Genomic DNA, 18856 nt, shown 5'->3' on the forward strand with positions numbered 1-18856 from the left:
CGTGAGCACGGGCGTACCTTCCCGCCAGCGTTGGCGCGCTGGACTTGATCAGAATCCTGTTCGTGTACAGATCATCATCCGGGAAGGTGCGTCCTCCCGGGATCCACAGGTTTCGATCATTCCTCCAATCGACGAACGACATGATCGGTCCTGTCCTGTAGACGGTCTTTCACTGTTGGACGGACGACCTCGCCGATCTGGACAGGTCGGCGAACAGGCGAGCGCCCGCGATGGTGGTTCCGATGCTCTCGGCGACGAGGACTTCGCTGTCGAACTGTCGGTTCAGACCCCGGTTCTCCGCAGAATCGCGGGGGGGTATGACCCGCTCACCAGCCGACGCGGACGACCTCGTGCAGGATGTGCTCGAACGTGCGTGGCGTGGCAGGCGCAGTTTCAGGGCGGAGTCCGCTCTGTCGACCTGGCTCTACCGAATCGCGATCAATCGCGCCCGGGATCTGGCAGCGCGCGCGGATTCGGCGCGCACCGTGCCATCGGGCATCGACGATATCGACTTGCCGGTCAGCCGTCTCGATCATCCCGAGGTTCTCGCCGAGTCGCTGGCCGACGAGCAGACGGTGCGTGCCGCTCTGGCGACCTTGTCCGTCGAGGATCGAATGGTTCTTGCGCTCCACGACGGTGAAGGATGGACCGCACCTCGGATCAGCACGGTTTGCGAGCTCACCGTCGCATCGGTCTACAAGCGGATTCATCGCGCGCGGATTAGACTGCTGCGAGCACTCCCCGCCGTATCCGCGAGCGAGAGTGTCGATTCCGAATTGTGCCGAAAAACCCTGGTCCACGCGTCGGCCTATCTCGACGGTCACCTCGATGTCGAAACATCGACGCGGATCGACGAACACCTCAGACAGTGCCCCCGCTGCCCACCGATAGCTGGGGCACTGGTGGGAATCAAAACTGCACTCGGGCAGCGCCCGTGGAGTTCTGCGATGCCGCCGGACTTCGTCCGTGCCGTCGACACATTGGGCAACACCAACCGGTAGCACGCGGTGGCCATCCGGCCGCCTCGGCCCGGCCACCTGACTTTATACCCCTACGGGTATAGTTGCCTTCATAGTCGAAGAACTTGAGGAGATGCCATGTGCAGAGCTGTCACGTGCAAGAAGTGCGGAAAGACCACCTGGGCGGGTTGCGGCCAACACGTTCAGCAAGTGATGCGGGGCGTTCCCGCGTCCGCTCGATGCAATGGGCACGAGGCCGATCCGAAATCGACCGGATTGTTCTCTCGCATGTTCTCCAAGAAGTAGAGGCAGTACGCGATCTCCACCTGCCCCAGATTGCACGGGCTCGCGGACGCACCGGATGCCGGCGGTCAGGTTCGGTTTTGAGAAGGCATCCGGTGGTGTCGTCCACCGTTGCGACGTGGTCGCGTCGAAGGCATTTCGCACACCGAGCGAGCCTGTGTCGACGTAGACCGGACTACGTCGAAACCTGTCGGATCGTGCAGATGAGTGTCGGCATCACACCACCAACACGGGCATTCCAAGGACCTCGTCCCGAGAGAAGCGATGGCGCGCGTCCAGACTCGGAGCGGTCATCGGTGGTTCGTGGCCCGAACACCGAACGACGGTGTCGTAGCGGTATATCGGTCGGCATCGTTGCGTGCCGAAGCCTCTCTCGTGTCGTCGCGCAGTTGGCCTCGATCGGGCTCGTCAGTGCCGCCACTGCTCAGGTGCCTCGGCGGGCGGAGGTGCACTGCCGACCAGGGTCATCCTCTGACGACGGTCGGGGTCGACCCAGACCGAGATGATGCTGCCGACCACGAGTTGAACTGCCATCGAACGTGATACGTGGACTTCGGACCGATATGTTCCCGATCCTGGAACAGTCACTTTCAGCGCCACGCTCCCCGAACCGATGTCGACGTCCAGGACCACTGCCCACCCTTCGACGACGCCGATCGGTGCCGATGCCGCCCGTCGTGGTGTGCGCGCTGCGAACATCATCGCGAGCAGGAGAAGCACCGCGAACACCACCACCACAGCGGCGGTCACAACTGTCTCAGAACGTGCCGACAGACGCGGAACGAGGCAGGTGAACACCACGATCAGCGCGAGCACGTAGAACCCCATGACGCAGGCAATGGCGTACGACCCTCGGCCCGGCAGCAGCACATTCGCGCCCACTCGATGGCCGCAACGATCTCTCGTCACCGGGTGTCGCTCTCGCTGGCGGTGTCGTGTTCGATACCGTCGGCCACGACTTCGGAGGGGGCCCGGACTCCGGCCGTGTGGCCCATCAAGCCCACGTGCGCCTCGGTGCGCATCCGGTCGACCATGTGCGGGTAATGCAGCTCGAATGCCGGCCGCTCGGAACGGATCCGGGGGAGCTCGGTGAAGTTGTGGCGCGGCGGTGGACAGGTGGTGGCCCATTCGAGGGAATTGCCGCATCCCCAGGGGTCGTCGACGATAGCGAGCTCGCCGTAGCGGTAGGACTTGAAGACGTTCCACACGAACGGCAACGTCGATGCTCCGAGGATGAACGCTCCGATGGAAGAGATTGAGTTCAGAGTGGTGAAGCCGTCCGAGGGTAGGTAGTCGGCGTAGCGGCGCGGCATCCCTTCACTGCCGAGCCAGTGCTGAACCAGGAACGTCATGTGGAACCCGATGAAGGTCGTCCAGAAATGCCACTTGCCGAGGCGTTCGTCGAGCATGCGGCCGGTGATTTTCGGGAACCAGAAGTACACCCCGGCATAGGTGGCGAAGACAATGGTGCCGAACAGCACGTAGTGGAAGTGCGCGACGACGAAGTAAGTGTCGGTGACATGGAAGTCGATCGGAGGGCTAGCGAGCAGTACCCCGGTCAGGCCGCCGAAGAGGAAGGTGATCAGAAATCCGACGCTGAAGAGCATCGGCGTCTCCAAGGTAACCTGCCCTCGCCACATGGTGCCGACCCAGTTGAACAATTTTACCCCGGTCGGTATCGCGATCAGAAAGGACATGAACGAGAAGAACGGCAGCAACACTGCGCCGGTGGCGTACATGTGATGCGCCCATACGGTGATAGAGAGGGCAGCGATGCCGAGAGTGGCGAAGATCAATCCCTTGTAACCAAAGATGGGTTTGCGACTGAAGACGGGGAAGATCTCGGAGACTATCCCGAAGAAGGGCAGCGCCACGATGTAGACCTCGGGGTGTCCGAAGAACCAGAACAGGTGCTGCCAGAGCATCGCTCCCCCGGTCGCGGGATCGAACACGTGACCGCCGAAGTGGCGATCGAATGCCAGACCGGCCAGTGCAGCGGCGAAGGTCGGAAACGCCAGGAGCACCAGGAGTGAGGTCACAAGAATGTTCCAGGTGAAGATCGGCATCCGGAACATCGTCATCCCCGGTGCCCGTAGACAGACGACGGTGGTGACGAAATTGACCGCACCCAAGATGGTGCCGAGCCCGGAAAGAATCAGGCCCAGTACCCACAGGTCGGCACCGACACCGGGTGAATGCAGTGCACTCGTCAGTGGGGTGTAAGCGGTCCACCCGAAGTCCGCCGCGCCTCCCGGGGTGATGAACCCGGCGAGCACGATCAACGACCCGAACACATACAACCAGTACGCGAACGCGTTGAGCCGCGGGAATGCGACATCGGGTGCGCCGATCTGCAGCGGAAGAATGTAGTTCGCGAAACCGTAGGCCACCGGTACCGCGTAGAGCAACAGCATGATCGTACCGTGCATGGTGAAGAGTTGGTTGTACTGCTCGTTGGAAAGAAACTGCAGCCCCGGCACCGCCAATTCAGCGCGCATCAATAACGCCATCAGACCGCCGATGAGAAACAGACCGAACGAGGTGACCAAATACATCTTGCCGATCGTTTTATGATCGGTGGTGGTCACCAACTGGAACAGTGTCGAGCCCTTGGGTTCACTACGCGCCGGATACGGCCTGGCTGCTTCTCGGCGGGGAATCAGTGCGGTCATCGACGATCTCCTCGATCCAGGTGTGGGGTGCGCCCGCAACTGCGTGCGTAGAAAGGGGCTCGGTGGGCGACGCCGGCGTGCATCACAGGGCCATGGCGGATTGGACAGTGACGTAGACGGCCACGACGAGTAGCAGGGCTGCGAAGCTACGGGTGAGTGTGGTGACAGAGACTTTGTCGGTGATGATTTTTCCTGCGAACGAGCCTGCGATTGCCGCGAGAGTGAACGGAACGACGATCTCCCACGGGATTGCGGCACCCGTGCCGAGGCGTTCGGTGAAGGCGCCTGCGCTGGTGATGGAAATGATCACCAGCGATGTTCCGACAGCGACGGGCATCGTATAACCCAGTGCCAGAACCAGGGCAGGGACGATGAGGAATCCGCCGCCCACTCCCAGAAAACCGGTAAGGAAGCCGACGACGAGCGCGGAGGTGACCAGCTTGACCACCTGTGAAGTGTTGATCTTCACTTTCGCGGGCTTGGTGGTGACCGCGACGGCGCTAGGGTGCATCTCCTCGGTCTCGGCCGGGTTCGGCGTCGGTACGTCGGCATCGTGTCCGCGCCGTGTACGGCGCAGCATCGCGCCGGCTGCGACGATCATCAGTGCAGCGAACGCGAGCAGCAAGATCTGCGGGTCGACCGACCGATTGAGGATCGATCCACCGAAAGCGGTCACCGAGCCCAGGATTCCGAACACTCCGGCTGCCCGCCACCGCACGTGACGTGCTCGCGCATGGCTGATGGCCGCGATGATCGAGGTGATGCCGACGATGATCAGCGAGGCGCTCGTTGCCGATTGCGGTTCGACCGCCAGGAGATACACCAGTGCAGGAACAGTCAGTATCGATCCCCCACCACCGAGTGCGCCGAGGGAGAGCCCGATGAGTATCCCGGCGGCGACTGCGATCGCGAGGGTGGCGACCATGTCAGATCACTGTGCCGGGGGTGCCGTCATCACGGACCACGGGGCGGCCGTCTTGGTGCCACGCTTTCATTCCGCCGGTCAGGTTGTGGGCCGTGCGTCCCGCCGCACCGAGTACCGCCGCGGCTTTGCTCGACCGGGCTCCGGAACGGCAGACGACCACCAGAGGCTGGTCCGGGGTGTAATCGGAGGGGTCGAGCGATCCGAGGGGGACGTGTACGGCAGCGGGGGCATGTCCGGCAGCCCATTCGTCGTCCTCGCGGACATCGATCAGGATGGCTCCGGATTCGGCGATCAGTGCGTGTGCGGCAGCTGGATCGGCTGCCGGTAGTGCTCCAGTCATGAAGAACGCTCCTTGGATCGGTGGGTGCTTACAGGGCGTGCAGCGGCATGGCCGGCACGAAGCGATAGCCCTCGCTCGATGAGAACGTGGCCGACACGGTGAACCGATCTCCTCGAATCACTGTGTGCCGTAACTCCACCGGCCGGGAGTTCATGAAACCCAAACGGCGGATCGACAGCGCGGCGGTCTTCGCATCGAGTTCGAGTGCTGCCGCATCCTCTGGATCCGGGACGACGGCAGTGACGTCCTCGCGGCCACCGGTGAGGCGGATGCCGCAGCGTTGCTCGAGCTCGATGTACAGAGCTGTATGAGTGAAGTCTGCGTCCAGGAGGTCGTGTGCCAGATCTCCTGGCAACCAGGCATAGTCAAGCGCCAACGGCATCGTCCCTGCCATACGGATGCGCTCCAGGTAGAGCAGTGGGGCCTTGGGGCCGACCTGCAGAGTGGCAGCGACCGCGGGGTCGGTGCGTAGTTCGAGTGCACGCACCACGCTGTGCTGGGCAACACCCGTGGCTTCCACGGCAGCGAAGAGACTGTAGAGCGCACCGAGAGGTTGCTCGATCACCGGCGGAGCCGCCAGCCGAGAAGGCCGGCCACGCTCCGCAATCAAGATTCCTTCGTTCCGTAAGCGCCGCAGAGCCTCGCGGGTGGTGTGACGACTCACGCCGTAACTCGTGGTCAACGCATGCTCGCCCGGGAACTCGGAGCCGGCGAATTCGTCGTCGCCGATCCTGCGGACCAGATCGGCATGCAGTTGCGCCCACAGCGGCATCGCACTGGAGCGGTCGAGCGCGGCACTGCGATCGTCGTCGACCATCAGAGGCTCTCCTGTCGATCTGTGTGTCGGAATCCGAATTCGAGTCGCCACATGCTGACACTCGTGGGTTGAGTCGCCACATGCTGACGCTCGTGGGTTACTGTACAACAAATGTACGTACATCCGTACGGGCGATCAGGGAGTGATGCTCAGTACACGTCCGAAGTGATCTCCATCGAGGACCTCGGGGACCGCAACTCCTTCCGTCCACGACGGAACAGCCGCCGGCCTCGCAGACCCGTAAACGAGACACCGATCGCATCGAGAAAATTCTCGCCGCGAACTCACGCGCGCCCAGTCCCATTCCGCTCGTATGCCGACCGCTGAACTACCCGCTGCCACACAGGTTTCACCCATCCGCGGTGTCGACGCGCCGAGCACGAAGGAGGCCCTGTTGGAGATCGCGTCGAACCTGGTGAATATGTCGGCGTAGCGACGCAGCATCACGTTACTTCCGAGTCGGTACCGGATCGGGATTGTCGCCTGGGGTCCGCTCCGCCATCGGTGGCTCGACGAGCCTTATAGACAAGCTAAGCAGCGAACCGGGGGCGGACGGTACGACGGGCCCCCTGTTCGGGGTGTGTCCGGTCAGACTGTTTCGAGGTTGTGCTCGGCCCAGGCGGCGTAGCTGCCCTCAAGTTCGACGACATGGTAGCCGGCGCGACGCAGTGCGCTGGCTGCGACCGCGTTGCGGACGCCGCTCTGGCAATAGGTCACGATCGGACCGCCCGTGGGTAGTCCGTCGAGGTTCCACAACAATCGGCCGCCGCTGAGCTGTTCGGAGCCAGGTATGTGGCCGTCGGCGTGTTCGGTCTTGTTGCGCACGTCCAGCACCATTGCCGGGTCGAACGAATCCAGCTCGTCCGCCCCGATCGTCTCGGGCGTCGTCATGGGGAGGCCTCGTAGACTTGTGACGTACCCGGTCACCGTATCGATGCCGACCCGCAGCAGGTGATCACGTAGCTCGTCGGCGGCATTACAGTCCTCGGCGAGCACCACCAGTGGAGTGTCCTCTCGCTCGGGGTCGTAGACCCAGGCACCGAACGAGGCTGCCTTGCTGAGGCCGGGGATGTTGAGCGCTCCGGGGACAGTGCCGACGTGCACCTCATCTTGGCCGCGGGTGTCGAGGAGGACGACCTCGTCGGAATCCAGGGCGCGTGCCAATTCTGCGGAGTCGTACTCGTGCAGTGGAGAGAGTGGCCCGAGAACGACCGGGCCCTGCTTGTTCTGACGCTTCATCCGGCCGAAGTAGGCGTGTGCGTCCGGTTGGCCGTCGAGCATCTCATCGACGAAGCCCTGCTCGTCGTCGCGCTCGACGTACCCGGCCCACCAAGCGAAACGGCGTTCGTAGCCGACGCTGGTCGACGGGAGCGCGCCGAGAGCTTTTCCGCAGGCGCTGCCCGAACCGTGACCCGGAAAGACCTGGATATGATCCGGCTGCGTGACGAACGATCGCTTCAGACTGCGGAAGATCTGTTTGGCACCCTCGAAACGGGTGTCGACACCGTCGGCGGCCTCGTCGAGTAGGTCCGGCCGGCCGAGATCGCCGGCAAAGACGAAGTCGCCCGTCAACATGTATCCCGGAGCGTCGGCGAAGGCACCGTCGGTTACCAGGAACGAGAGGTGCTCCGGGGTATGGCCGGGCGTGTGAACGGCTTGCACGGTGATGTTGCCCAGAGTCAGCGTGTCGCCATCGTGGAGGCGTTCGGCTTCGAAGCCGTACTGCCAGTCGTCGCCGCCCTCTCCTGAGACGTAGGTGGTCGCGCCGGTGGCCTTGGCCAACTCGCGGGTGCCGGACAGGTAGTCGGCATGGATGTGGGTCTCGGTCACGGCGGTGATGGTCATGCCATGCCGATCGGCCAGGTCCAGGTACACACCGATGTCGCGGCGGGCGTCGACCACCACTGCCTCTCCCTTGGTCTGACAGCCGATGAAGTATCCGGCTTGGGCGAGGTCTTCGTCGTAGATGCGTTCGAGAAGCATCGAAATCTCCTTGTCGATCGTGGCGGCGGTCGTGCAGGTGTCAACAATCCATGGTACCCAGTGGGGTATTTTCAGGAGGTTCTGTGCGCCATGGCGCACGGGCCTGATCTCGCGGGTGAACGTGCAGCAGGTCGGCATACCAACGGACACCCAGGGGCATCGCACCCGGCCGATCCAGCGAGGCGCAGCGGACTCACGGCGACACTGCAGCGATCGTCGACCATCACGTCCTCCTCGGGCCGTCTGACATTCGTCGACTCGGGGCGGGAGAGGAAAGTTCATCCGCCTTGAGTGTGGCGTTCGTGGTACTCGGCGACTAGCCTTAGCCCTAATGTACGTACATCCGTACGATCAATCAAGGCGAGGGTGCCTTGCACTTCCGCACTTGCATTTGCACACCAGCTGCTCGAACGCCGGAACGAACTTCCAGCACGACTGCTGTATGCGCAGTACGCCAGCCGGAATGACCACACCTTCGTCATGACCTCACGGCACGCGCCCACACCGACGTCGAGCTGACCCATCCCGCACCAACCGAATCGAGACCGCGCCTACCGAGCTCGTGTCACGAACAGGAGGACGACATGTCCGCGCACACCATCGACCACAAAGTTGCGATCATCGGCGGAGGCAACGCCGGTCTTTCGCTTGCAGCACGTCTACGGCGAGCAGGAATGACCGACATCGGCGTCATCGAGCCGGCAGGGACCCACTACTACCAACCGCTGTGGACTCTCGTCGGTGGTGGCCGGGCCCCGGCCGCGGAAAGTGCGCGCAGCGAGGCGTCGGTGATGCCGCAGGGCGTCGGCTGGATCAAGGATCGAGCCGAGGGGGTCGACCCCGAGGCCCAGACGGTCAGCACCTCCTCTGGAACCACCGTCCACTACGACCACCTGGTGGTGTGTCCCGGTATTCAGCTCGACTGGGACTCCGTGCCCGGAATGACCGAATCGATCGACACCCCGCAGGTCTCGAGCAACTATCGCTACGATCTCGCACCCAAGACGTGGCAGATGATCCAGAAGATGCGTTCGGGCACCGCAGTGTTCACGATGCCGTCCGGCCCCATCAAATGCGCGGGTGCCCCACAGAAGATCGCGTACCTCGCAGCCGACTACTGGCGCGAGCAGGGCGTGCTCGACGCCATCCGAGTTGTCCTCGTCCTGCCCACACCCGGAATGTTCGGAGTGCCGGTCTTCGCCGAGGAGCTCGAGCGGGTGGTAGCGCGCTACGGCATCGAGGTGCGTAAGAACAGTGAGGTCACCGCCGTCGATCCTGACGGCCGATCGGTGACGATCACCGACAATGCTGCAGGAGTGAGCGAAGAGCTACCCTACGATCTCCTCCACGTCGTACCGCGGCAATCTGCACCGGACTGGATCAAGGCCAGCCCCATAGCGGACCCCGACAATCCAGCCGGATATGTACAGATCGACAAGAACACTCTGCGGCACAGTCGATTCGACAACATCTTCGCACTCGGTGATGCCGGATCCTCGCCGAACTCCAAGACCGGTGCCGCAATTCGCAAGCAGGCACCCGTCGTCGCCGAGAACCTGCAGGCGAGCATCGCCGGCCGCCCGCTGACCGCGCAGTACGGTGGCTATGCCTCCTGCCCCTTGACGACCTCTCGGAACACGATGCTTCTGGCCGAATTCGACTACACGATGCAGCCCGCACCCTCGATTCCGTTCATCGACACCACCCACGAACGCCGCGACATGTGGTTCCTGAAGAGGCGCGGCCTGCCGGCGTTGTATTGGAACGCCATCCTCACCGGCCGGGCGTGAGCTGCCGAAAGCCGAGGAGTCACGGCGTCGACGGCGAGCTGAGCACGTACCGCTCGGTGTTCGACGCCATAGAGCGACGGGTGCTGCCCGAGGTCGAGTTCGGCAGAAGCATGCCGATTCTCATCGCCGCGATAGCGACCGCAATCCTGGGGTTCGCGCTACCCCACACCGGTTCGGCGCATGGATATGACGTCTTGCTCCGTACATCACGCGCCGAAGCGGAGTCCGCGGGAGTTCTACCCACTCTGTTCGTCGTCTTCAGCGCCACGTTCACGGTCACGGTGGCCGCAGCCGCTCGCTCACTTCGGCGGTTCCGATGGGCAGGTTTGGCGTTGGCTGGGAACGGAGTAACCACGGTCTTCGCCGTACTGGCAATCTGGTCGAGGCAATCGCTGACGCCCGATGCCGAGTTCGCGGGCCCCTCCATCGGAATGTACTTGGGATGTGCGGCGGCGCTGTTGTCCACAGCGTTGTGGGCCCGTGCGGTTTTCACCCATCCACACGGGCCCCTCGGAGCACCCTCACACTGCTGACGCGAGGTCGGCGCACCGTCGCGGACCTCAGGCGAGGGCGAGAAACAGCTTCTCGAGCTCCGCTTCGCTCATCTTCTCGCCCGTCTCCGCTCCGGTGATGCACTCACGGAGCCCGGTGGCGACGATCTTGAAGCCTGCCCGGTCGAGGGCCTTCGATACCGCGGCCAGCTGGGTGACGACATCCTTGCAGTCACGACCGCTCTCGATCATGGCGATCACTCCTGCAAGCTGACCCTGCGCACGCCGCAGACGGTTCAATACCAACGCGATGCTTTCGGTGTCACCGGTCATGTCGTTCAGTCCTTCGTTCGATGAAACTCCAGTTTACCCCTAGGGGTAAGAGCGGTCATGGTGGCCGAAGCCGGACGGCCTCGGCCACCACTGTGTTGCTCGAGATCGGTGACACTCAGCTGTGTGAGAAGCCGATCTTGGGCAACACCGCTCGTAGCCATGCGGGTGACCACCACGCGGCGTGGCCGGTCAAGCGCAACAACACCGGCAGCAGAACCAAGCGGATGAGAATCGCGTCCAGCAATACGGCGACACCCAGAATGATTCCCATCTCCTTGGGTGGCAGTGGTTCGGCGAGCGCGAACGAGAAGAACACCGCGATCATCACCGCTGCCGCCGCGAAGATCACCCGTCCCGAATGCGCCATTCCGTCGACCTGAGAACCGTGCGGATCACCGGTGTTCTCGTAGTGTTCCTTGACGCTCGACAGCAGAAACACCGTGTAATCCATCGCAATTGCGAAAATCATCGCGAAGAAGAACACCGGGCCCCAGCCGTTCAGGAATCCCTGCGGCGTGAATCCGAGCAGCGACGAGCCGTGACCGTCTTGGAAGATCAGCTTCGCCACACCGAATGCCGCTCCGGTGGACAGCAGGCTGACCACGGTCCCCAGCAGGGCGATCAGCGGTGCCTGCAGCGCGATCAGCAGCAACAGGAATCCGAGCACGAGGATCACCGACACCACGATCGGCAGATACTCGTTCAACGCTGTCTGCAGGTCCAGGTTCTCCGCGGGCGCACCGCCCACGATCGCGCCCTCGGGCAGCTCGGCACGCAAGGCGTCGAGTGTGGTCTCGAGTGCGGGGTCCGACGGATCCACGTTCGGGATGGCCTGCAGCATGACGAAGTCGGATCCGTCCATGGCGGGCATGGGCGGCGTCACCATCGATACGCCGTTCACGCTCGCTGCGATCTGTGCGGTCTGCTCTGCCTCCGACGTGGGGGCGATGATCTGCAGCATTCCTGGTGCGCCTTCACCCATCTGTGCCTGAACCAATTCGTAGCCCTGCCGGACCGGAGCGTCCTCGGGCACAACCGAAATGGACGGCATGGCGACCTTCAGGCCCAGTGCCGGAATCGACAGCGCCACCAGAATCAACAGGGAGCCGATGGCGAACGGCCACGGATGCTTGTGCAGCAATTGACCCCAGGACGCGAATTTCGGCGAGCGATGCACCTGCCGCTTCGCGTACGGGAGGGAGCCGGCATTGACCTTCGGTCCGAGCTTGCCCAGAACTGCGGGGAGCAGCGTGAGGGTGGCAGCGAGAACGAACACCACCGCGAGCATGATGCCCACGGCCATCGTGCGCACCGCAGGTGCGGGTACCAGAAGCACGGCAGACAAGCTGATCAGCACGGTCAGTCCGGACAGCAGGACGGCTTTGCCTGCCGTGTCCATCGTTTCTGCCACTGCACGCTGCGGGTCGATCCGACCGGTGTCGATGGTCTTACGCAGCGCATCCCGGAACCTCACGACGAGGAAAAGCGCGTAGTCGATACCGAGCGCCAGGGCGAACATCATCGCAAAGTTCATCGCCCACACCGAGATCGGCGTGATTTCGTTCAGCAGAACCAAGCCACCCGCGGATGCGACGAGACCGGCCAGTGTCAACAGCAAGGGCAGGCCTGCCGCGACGAGTGATCCGAACGCGAGCACCATGATCGCCAATGTGACCGGCCAGGAGATGATTTCGGCCTTGATCATCGCGTCGTGGTTGGCCTTGTTGAAGTCACTCCACAGCGCCGATGCTCCGGTCGGGTAAACCTCGATCGAGTCCGTGGAGGCTGCGGTCAAGTCGCCCTTGAGATCGTCGACGGCCTTGACCATCTCGTCGGTCGTCCCGTTCGCTCCACCGATGAGAATTCCGGTGTGCCCATCGGCACTGATCGACATCCCCGGTTTCGGGGCGATCACCTCGGAAATCCGCGAGTCAGCAGCCAGAATGTCGGTGACCTCGGAAATGACAGCCGCGACAGCGGGGTCCGTCACCTGCTCGGTGTCCGAGTGCACGACCACCTGTATCGCCGCAGAAGAGTTCCCGCCGAAGTGCTCCTGTGCGAGTTCGCGAACCTGGACCGACTCCGATCCGTTGGATTGCCAACCGGCACCGGCGAGAGATCCGAACACAGACGGGGCAAACGCTCCCAATCCGATGATGACCACCAGCCACGCGGTGACCACCCACTTGAAATTGCCTGCCATGCGCGCACCGAAGCGCGCCAACGGCCCCCCAGTGATCCCTGGCGGCGAGCTGTCTGCAGAACTCTCGTCGGTTCGAACGTCCGTAGAACTCACTGTGTGTCCTTCATGGTCGGGAGCGGTGTCCGAACGGTAGCACGTACCCCCTAGGGTATCTTGAGTGTAGTCTATCGTCTACCCCGTGGGGTATACCAGTCGAACCGCAACATCTCACAGAACCGAGGCTCTCCGCATGTCATGCAACGACACCCTCAACGGACCCGCCGGTCTGAGCATCGAACGCGCTGTTCCCGCACTCGCGGGCACCGTCGTGCTCACCAGCCTCGCGCTCGCCCGTCTGCACGACCGCCGATGGCAAGCACTGACCGCGTTCGTCGGCGGAAACCTCGTGTTCTACTCGGCAGTGGGATGGTGCCCGGCCAGTCTGCTGATGCGGCGATTGGGGATACGTCAGAGCGGCAGATTCTAGGGGCGTCGCAACACGATCAGTCTTTGTTGGTCACACGCAGTGCATGGCCCTGGTCGTAATATCTGCCTGCGACCGATGGTGCCGAAGCCCCGAAGACGCTCGACCAACCCAGACGAGGGGGTGCTCAATCGCTTTCCATCGTTTTCATTTCAGGAGTTGTGAACGACGGTCGAAACCTGGTTCTTACCCAATTTCCGTACGACTCCACCTTCGAGTCGCGGTGCCGTTCCGGTAGGACGTGGATTGTGCGGGAGATGATCATCGTCACTACGGCATTGAAGATGGCGTTGTAGCGACGCGATCACGGCGGTCATAAGATTGGCGATGGACTTGATCCATCACAGCGATGCCAACAGTAAATACACATCAATTGCCTTCACAGAAACGCTTGCGCTGGAAGGGATTGCGGCTTCAATTGGAAACGTCGGCGACGCCTACGACAACGCCCTTGCAGAGTCGATAATCGGACCGTTCAAGACAGAAGCAGTTTCCAAGAGCAGTCCGTTTCCGCAAGGGGCGATCAAGACGATCGACGACATCGAATTCTTGGGCGATGGAATGGGTGGATTGGTTCAATACCCGCCGTCCGCACAGCACCTTGGACTACGTCACTCCCGACGAGTTCGAAGCCGTCTATTATTCTCAACTATCGATTCTCCAGCCGGAGATGTCGCCGGCATAGGAGCGGCAAGAAACCCGGCACGGTTCACAGTCCCAGTAATGTCTACTTATCGGTAACAAGCGAGTGCATGGAGTGGGCATGGGATCTTCACGGGCTGACGAGAACGCGCGATCAGAGTTCGCTGCCAGGTTTGCACTATTGTATGAACTGGCTGGAAACCCGGTTTTGAAGAGAGTTGCTGACCGCGCCAATGCCTCGATCGTCAGCGGGGCTTCCCGCAGAACTGTCTACGTATCTGCGCAGCGGCTTTCCGACTGGCGGGGTGGCCGAAACGTACCTGCCAGATTCGAGGGTTTGTCAGCGGCCTTGCATGTTCTTGTCGCTGCGGCACGCGCACGGGTTCCCGAACCCCCGGTAGAGGGGCTGTACTCACTATCACAGTGGCAAAAGCTATGGATGCGTGCGCAGCGAAGCAATCACGTAGTCACAACTGACGTGTCTCACCAAAGGCGCTTCGCACCTCCAGGGAAACCCGAAATCCCTTGCCCGTACATAGGTTTGGCAGCATACGGACAGGGAGACAGCACATTGTTCTTTGGCCGCGACAAGGCTACAGCGGCACTGATGTCCAAAGCACTCGACGGCGGAGACGATGTCGCACTGACATTTCTGGTGGGCGCTTCGGGGACTGGGAAGTCGTCGCTCTTGCATGCTGGCCTACTACCAGCCCTCAGCCCCAATCGGTCAGCGGTACAGCTGAGTCCTGGCGCAGACCCCCTCGGTGCGTTGGATGCTGCGTTGATGGCGCGACCAGATGGGCGAGTCATCGTGATCATCGACCGTTTCGAGGAACTGTTCACCCAATGCCACCATGGTGTCGTCAGGGAACAATTCGTCGAGCAACTGGTGACACTGGCAAAGGCCCGAAGGTTTGAGGATAGCCCCGTGGATGCAGTTGTTGTTGCGGTGCGCGCAGATTTTTATGAACAATGCTTGAGGATTCCGGAACTCGCCCGGCGTCTGGAACAAGATCAGATGGTGCTGGGCGCGATGACGCGCGAAGAAATAGCATCCGCAGTGATCGGGCCGGCCAAGCTGGTCGGCGTCGACGTCGAACCCGGCTTGGTCGATGTCATCATCCGCGACCTCGGGGTACACAACGGCGTAACTGGCGCAGGATATGGACATGGGGGCGCGCTTCCGCTGCTCGCGCACGCCTTAACAGAGACGTGGAATGCGCGTTCTGCGCAGACCATGACGATTGCCGCCTACGAATCTGTTGGTGGTGTCCACGGGGCGTTGGCACGTACAGCTGAGGAAGTATGGTCGACATTTACTCCTCTCCAACGTCACGCTGCCAGGCAAATGCTACTGCGACTGGTCACGGTGAACGAGGACGGGCCCGACACACGACGCCGACTTGCGCGACACACACTGCTGGAAAGCGTCCCCGACGTCGAGGCCGGACTAGCCGCCCTTGATGCACTAATCGACAGTCGGCTTGTGACATGCGATTCCGCCGGAATCGAATTCACCCACGAGGCTGTATTCGAAGCCTGGCCCCGGTTCGCAGAATGGTTGGAGGACAATCGCGCGGATACAGTTCGACGTCAACGTCTGGACCGGGATGCGGACGAATGGAACCGCAACGATCGCGAAGTGTCGCTTCTCTATCGAGGGCTTCGGCTCGAGTCTGCATTGGCATTGACCAGGGAGCCCTCCGCTAAGTTCGCGACCACAACACGTGAGTACGTCGACGCCGGACACCGTCAAGCCCGTACCGCCTTGTTGCTGAAGCGGTGCATGGTCGGCTTGCTGAGTCTCCTTACGGTGGTAGCGATGGTCCTGGCGTTGACCAGTCATGCCCAACGCGTATCGTCCGACGTTCAGCGAAACGACGCTCAGTTCGCCGAGGTGCTTGCACAAGCCGGGCGCACACAGAACTCCGACCCCTCGTTGTCAGCTCAGGTGTCTCTTGCCGGCTCAGCGTTGCGACCTCTCGACCCGGCCGCACACGCGATGGTACTTGCCAGTCAAAACGCTCCGCTGGCAAGCCCGATGTCCGGACATACCGGAGCTATCTACGACACCGCAGTAGCGGGAAACGGAATTGTGGCCACCGCCAGTTACGACCGCACGATTCGGCTATGGGATCCACTCAGCGGCAAACAATTAGGTGGTCCTCTGGTCGGGCACACCAGCTGGGTCACCAGTGTCGCCTTCAGCCCGGACGGGCACTATCTCGTAAGTGGAGGGGGTGACGGAACTCTGCGCCTGTGGGACGTTCGAGATCCGGACCGTCCCAGTCCACTAGGTTCCCCCGTGGTCGGCCATTCCGGCGCTATTTACATGGTCGCGTTCAGTCCTGATGGGCGCACAATCGCCACCGCCGGAGACGATACGACGGCACGCCTGTGGGATGTGGATAATTCGGCCGCCGTGACGCAACGAACCCCCCCTCTCCGCGGACATGAGGCGCCAGTCCGCACCGTCGCGTTCAGTCCGGACGGCCGTACCCTCGCGACGGGAAGTGATGACCACACCGCAATACTGTGGAACGTAGAAGACCTCGCTGGACCGGTAATCCCGTGGGGACCGCCGCTACGGGTGCACGCCGACACCGTCCACTCCGTGGCATTTAGCCCGGACTCCCGAATGCTGGCTACGGGCAGTGACGATCACAGCGTACGGATCTGGATGGTGGATAACCCGAATACGCCGGTGATGGGGCAGACCCCGCTGATCGGCCACACTGCCGCAATCTGGTCGGTGTCTTTCAGTCCGGATGGGCAGTCGCTGGTCTCGGCGAGTTGGGACGGCACCGCTCGTGTCTGGTCTGTGATCGATCCCGACCATCCCACTGTGCTCGGCGGCCCGCTCGTCGGGAGCAGCGGTGGACTGACGACGACAACTTTCACGAACAACGGAACGAAAGTAATTACCGGTGGTCAGGACGGCCTCGTTCGCGTCTGGAGTTTGCCTAGCGCGGTACTCGCTGGGCACAGCCGCAGGGTCGCCACACCGGCAATCGATCGCAGCGGACAAGTGATGGCCACCGGATCACTCGACGGTACGGTCCTACTCTGGGATATCACAGGAGGACGGACCCCGACAATCCGGGAACGGCTTCGCGCTCCTGACGGACTCGGGATCGAGAACCTCGCTCTCTCACCGGACGGGTCCACTCTTGCGACAGCGGGCCTCGGCAGCACCGGTGTCCAACTGTGGACCATTACCTCAGGCGCAACCGCGGCAGCGGGTCCTGTACTACCAATTTCCGCACGCTATACCCACGAGCTAGCTTTCAGCCCCGATAGCTCCATACTCGCGACCGCCGCAGACGACCAGTCGTTGATGCTGTGGCGTGTTGACGATCCCAGCCGACCCGACCCCATAAGGGCCGCACTGACCGGCCCGTCGGGCTGGATCAATTCCGTCACATTCAGCCCGGGAGGTAACCTCATCGCCGTAGGGAGCAGCGACAACACGGTCCGCATCTGGGATGCGTCGAACCCTGCAATGCCCGTCCCCCGACGGAACGCGTTAGTTGGGCATACCGGCGCTGTGAACTCAGTCGCGTTCAGTCCCGATGGCCAGCTCCTTGCCAGCGGTAGTGACGACCAATCGATCCGCATATGGAGCATCGGGTCAGACAATGACACCGACGCCAACCCGGAAGTCTTAACTGGGCATACCAGTACTGTAAGGTCCGTGGCCTTCAGTGCTGACGGAGAGCACCTCGCTAGCGGTAGCGACGACCAATCGGTGCGAATCTGGGACGTCGATGGCTTACGGATCCGCGGCACGGGGACCTCGATCGTGCCAACTGGAACGGTGCGGTGGCGCGTAGCGTTCGACCCGGCGGGGAGCAGAATCATGGCCGCAGGCGAGGGTGGTGCGATGCGCGCGCTCACCCTCGACGCTGATGCTGCTGCCCACCGCGTCTGCCACGCGACGCGGGGAATTCTCACATCGCAGTTGTGGGATCAGGTCTTGCCCGGCCTCGACTACCACCCGCCCTGCGCCTGAAATCGGGAAGGCTGAGGCGGGTAACTGTGACATGACCCCCCATCAAGTGACCGCATGATCCGTGCCCCTCAAAGTGAACCATCTATATGAGAGATGAGGCAGAGCGGTCCATAGGAGGTCACAGTGCCCAAGTCGTATCCGAACTCAGTCCGGCGACAGATCTCGCACCGTCTGCGAAGTGGTGACACAGTCGCCGATATCGCTACGGAAACCGGCATATCGCCGGCGACGTTGTTCCGGTGGAAAGCCCAAGCCCTGATCGATGCGGAGGTGCGCGGCGGTGTACCGAGCGTTGAGTCCGACGAGCTCGCATCGGCCCGCGCCCTATCGCTGCACTCGAAGCTGAACTCGCATTGACTCGCGATGTGTGCGCCTTGTTCGACGATCAGTCGGTGGCGCCCCCAAAAGGAAGATCGCGATCGTCGAAGGACTGATCACACGAGGACATTCCGGTAGATCGGCATGTCGCATAACGGGTTTGAGCAGATCAACATTTCATGCGGAGGAATGATCGAAACCTGTGGATCCCGGGAGGACGCACCTTCCCGGATGATGATCTGTACACGAACAGGATTCTGATCAAGTCCAGCGCGCCAACGCTGGCGGGAAGGTACGCCCGTGCTGAGGAATCGTCAACATCTGGCCGTCATCGGCCGTATTCGACTCGACCCGAAAACCCAGGTTTACGTGGAGAAGAAGATCAGCGAAGGCCATTCGAAGCTGGAAGCGATCAGGTGCCTGAAGCGCTACCTGGCTCGCGAGATCTACTACCTCCTCAACCCCGGACAGCGAGGAATGATCGGGCGATACGAGCGGCGTCGAGATCGTCGGTCTTACCGACTCCTCTGCGATCCGCCGACCCCATCACGGAGGGTTCGGCTACCGGGAATCCCGCCGCGAGAACGCGGTCGGAGAGTCCGGCG

Annotated in this window: 15 protein-coding genes and 2 pseudogenes; 9 read left to right on the top strand and 8 right to left on the bottom strand. The window is 62.3% G+C overall.

Annotation, left to right across the window (positions count from 1 at the left end):
• The first annotated feature begins 317 nt into the window (after positions 1-317).
• A complete protein-coding gene (locus ATN38_RS01100) occupies positions 318-1001 on the top strand; it encodes a sigma-70 family RNA polymerase sigma factor (RefSeq protein WP_021334540.1) in 684 nt (227 codons plus the stop codon).
• Between the two features lie 669 nt (positions 1002-1670).
• On the opposite strand, the gene ATN38_RS01105 is transcribed toward ATN38_RS01100, so the two are convergent.
• The 6 genes from ATN38_RS01105 to ATN38_RS01130 all read right to left on the bottom strand — a co-directional run bounded on the left by ATN38_RS01105 (position 1671) and on the right by ATN38_RS01130 (position 7999).
• The gene (locus tag ATN38_RS01105) at positions 1671-2171 is read right to left on the bottom strand and encodes a hypothetical protein (RefSeq protein WP_134771772.1); all 501 of its coding nucleotides are present in this window, start codon (positions 2169-2171) and stop codon (positions 1671-1673) included.
• Positions 2168-3934: a cytochrome c oxidase subunit I gene (ctaD, locus tag ATN38_RS01110; RefSeq protein ID WP_011331573.1), complete on the bottom strand. Its 1767-nt coding sequence runs from the start codon at positions 3932-3934 to the stop codon at positions 2168-2170. The genes ATN38_RS01105 and ctaD overlap by 4 nt, the downstream gene beginning before the upstream one ends.
• 82 nt (positions 3935-4016) lie before the next feature.
• Positions 4017-4859 carry a sulfite exporter TauE/SafE family protein gene (locus tag ATN38_RS01115; RefSeq protein WP_011331574.1) on the bottom strand — a complete coding sequence of 281 codons (843 nt, stop codon included), beginning with the start codon at positions 4857-4859 and terminating at the stop codon, positions 4017-4019.
• A gap of 1 nt (position 4860) precedes the next feature.
• The gene (locus ATN38_RS01120) at positions 4861-5199 is read right to left on the bottom strand and encodes a rhodanese-like domain-containing protein (protein WP_011331575.1); all 339 of its coding nucleotides are present in this window, start codon (positions 5197-5199) and stop codon (positions 4861-4863) included.
• Positions 5200-5227: 28 nt separating this feature from the next.
• Positions 5228-6016 carry a GntR family transcriptional regulator gene (locus tag ATN38_RS01125; protein WP_011331576.1) on the bottom strand — a complete coding sequence of 263 codons (789 nt, stop codon included), beginning with the start codon at positions 6014-6016 and terminating at the stop codon, positions 5228-5230.
• A 588-nt stretch (positions 6017-6604) separates the two neighbouring features.
• Positions 6605-7999: an MBL fold metallo-hydrolase gene (locus ATN38_RS01130; RefSeq protein WP_030537988.1), complete on the bottom strand. Its 1395-nt coding sequence runs from the start codon at positions 7997-7999 to the stop codon at positions 6605-6607.
• A gap of 584 nt (positions 8000-8583) precedes the next feature.
• On the opposite strand from ATN38_RS01130, the gene ATN38_RS01135 reads away from it, so the two are divergent.
• Both ATN38_RS01135 and ATN38_RS01140 read left to right on the top strand, forming a co-directional pair.
• A complete protein-coding gene (locus ATN38_RS01135; RefSeq protein ID WP_021334544.1) occupies positions 8584-9789 on the top strand; it encodes an FAD/NAD(P)-binding oxidoreductase in 1206 nt (401 codons plus the stop codon).
• Complete coding sequence (locus ATN38_RS01140) at positions 9786-10322, top strand: hypothetical protein (RefSeq protein ID WP_011331579.1); 537 nt, start codon at positions 9786-9788, stop codon at positions 10320-10322. Before ATN38_RS01135 ends, ATN38_RS01140 begins: the two co-directional genes overlap by 4 nt.
• 27 nt (positions 10323-10349) lie before the next feature.
• On the opposite strand, the gene ATN38_RS01145 is transcribed toward ATN38_RS01140, so the two are convergent.
• Both ATN38_RS01145 and ATN38_RS01150 read right to left on the bottom strand, forming a co-directional pair.
• Positions 10350-10613, bottom strand: coding sequence for a metal-sensitive transcriptional regulator (locus ATN38_RS01145; RefSeq protein WP_011331580.1), 264 nt, complete (start codon positions 10611-10613; stop codon positions 10350-10352).
• A gap of 115 nt (positions 10614-10728) precedes the next feature.
• Positions 10729-12909, bottom strand: coding sequence for an MMPL family transporter (locus ATN38_RS01150; protein ID WP_011331581.1), 2181 nt, complete (start codon positions 12907-12909; stop codon positions 10729-10731).
• Between the two features lie 136 nt (positions 12910-13045).
• On the opposite strand from ATN38_RS01150, the gene ATN38_RS01155 reads away from it, so the two are divergent.
• From ATN38_RS01155 to ATN38_RS01175, 6 genes and pseudogenes are all read left to right on the top strand, one after another.
• Positions 13046-13282 carry a DUF2892 domain-containing protein gene (locus ATN38_RS01155; protein WP_011331582.1) on the top strand — a complete coding sequence of 79 codons (237 nt, stop codon included), beginning with the start codon at positions 13046-13048 and terminating at the stop codon, positions 13280-13282.
• A gap of 330 nt (positions 13283-13612) precedes the next feature.
• A pseudogene (locus ATN38_RS33300) lies at positions 13613-13772 on the top strand (IS3 family transposase); the annotation flags it as partial.
• Positions 13773-13835: 63 nt separating this feature from the next.
• Positions 13836-13964 carry an integrase core domain-containing protein gene (locus tag ATN38_RS33305; protein ID WP_021334548.1) on the top strand — a complete coding sequence of 43 codons (129 nt, stop codon included), beginning with the start codon at positions 13836-13838 and terminating at the stop codon, positions 13962-13964.
• 396 nt (positions 13965-14360) lie between these two features.
• Complete coding sequence (locus tag ATN38_RS32510) at positions 14361-17933, top strand: WD40 repeat domain-containing protein (RefSeq protein WP_330885272.1); 3573 nt, start codon at positions 14361-14363, stop codon at positions 17931-17933.
• 123 nt (positions 17934-18056) lie between these two features.
• The gene (locus ATN38_RS32515) at positions 18057-18290 is read left to right on the top strand and encodes a transposase (RefSeq protein ID WP_021334551.1); all 234 of its coding nucleotides are present in this window, start codon (positions 18057-18059) and stop codon (positions 18288-18290) included.
• Positions 18291-18524: 234 nt separating this feature from the next.
• Positions 18525-18719 (top strand): annotated as a pseudogene (locus ATN38_RS01175) (IS110 family transposase); the annotation flags it as partial.
• Between the last annotated feature and the right edge of the window lie 137 nt (positions 18720-18856).

The sequence above is a fragment of the Rhodococcus sp. FH8 genome (assembly GCF_019266085.1).
In the GTDB taxonomy this organism is placed as follows: Bacteria; Actinomycetota; Actinomycetes; order Mycobacteriales; family Mycobacteriaceae; genus Rhodococcus_F; species Rhodococcus_F qingshengii.

What these genes read in the sequence shown, in the direction of transcription:
- ATN38_RS01130 (WP_030537988.1), bottom strand. Translation starts at nt 7,999, where the DNA reads ATGCTTCTCGAACGCATCTACGACGAAGACCTCGCCCAAGCCGGATAC.
- ATN38_RS01145 (WP_011331580.1), bottom strand. Translation starts at nt 10,613, where the DNA reads ATGACCGGTGACACCGAAAGCATCGCGTTGGTATTGAACCGTCTGCGG.
- ATN38_RS01120 (WP_011331575.1), bottom strand. Translation starts at nt 5,199, where the DNA reads ATGACTGGAGCACTACCGGCAGCCGATCCAGCTGCCGCACACGCACTG.
- ATN38_RS01125 (WP_011331576.1), bottom strand. Translation starts at nt 6,016, where the DNA reads ATGGTCGACGACGATCGCAGTGCCGCGCTCGACCGCTCCAGTGCGATG.
- ATN38_RS33305 (WP_021334548.1), top strand. Translation starts at nt 13,836, where the DNA reads ATGGAATGGGTGGATTGGTTCAATACCCGCCGTCCGCACAGCACCTTG.
- ATN38_RS01135 (WP_021334544.1), top strand. Translation starts at nt 8,584, where the DNA reads ATGTCCGCGCACACCATCGACCACAAAGTTGCGATCATCGGCGGAGGC.
- ATN38_RS01115 (WP_011331574.1), bottom strand. Translation starts at nt 4,859, where the DNA reads ATGGTCGCCACCCTCGCGATCGCAGTCGCCGCCGGGATACTCATCGGG.
- ctaD (WP_011331573.1), bottom strand. Translation starts at nt 3,934, where the DNA reads ATGACCGCACTGATTCCCCGCCGAGAAGCAGCCAGGCCGTATCCGGCG.
- ATN38_RS01100 (WP_021334540.1), top strand. Translation starts at nt 318, where the DNA reads ATGACCCGCTCACCAGCCGACGCGGACGACCTCGTGCAGGATGTGCTC.
- ATN38_RS32510 (WP_330885272.1), top strand. Translation starts at nt 14,361, where the DNA reads ATGCGTGCGCAGCGAAGCAATCACGTAGTCACAACTGACGTGTCTCAC.
- ATN38_RS01155 (WP_011331582.1), top strand. Translation starts at nt 13,046, where the DNA reads ATGTCATGCAACGACACCCTCAACGGACCCGCCGGTCTGAGCATCGAA.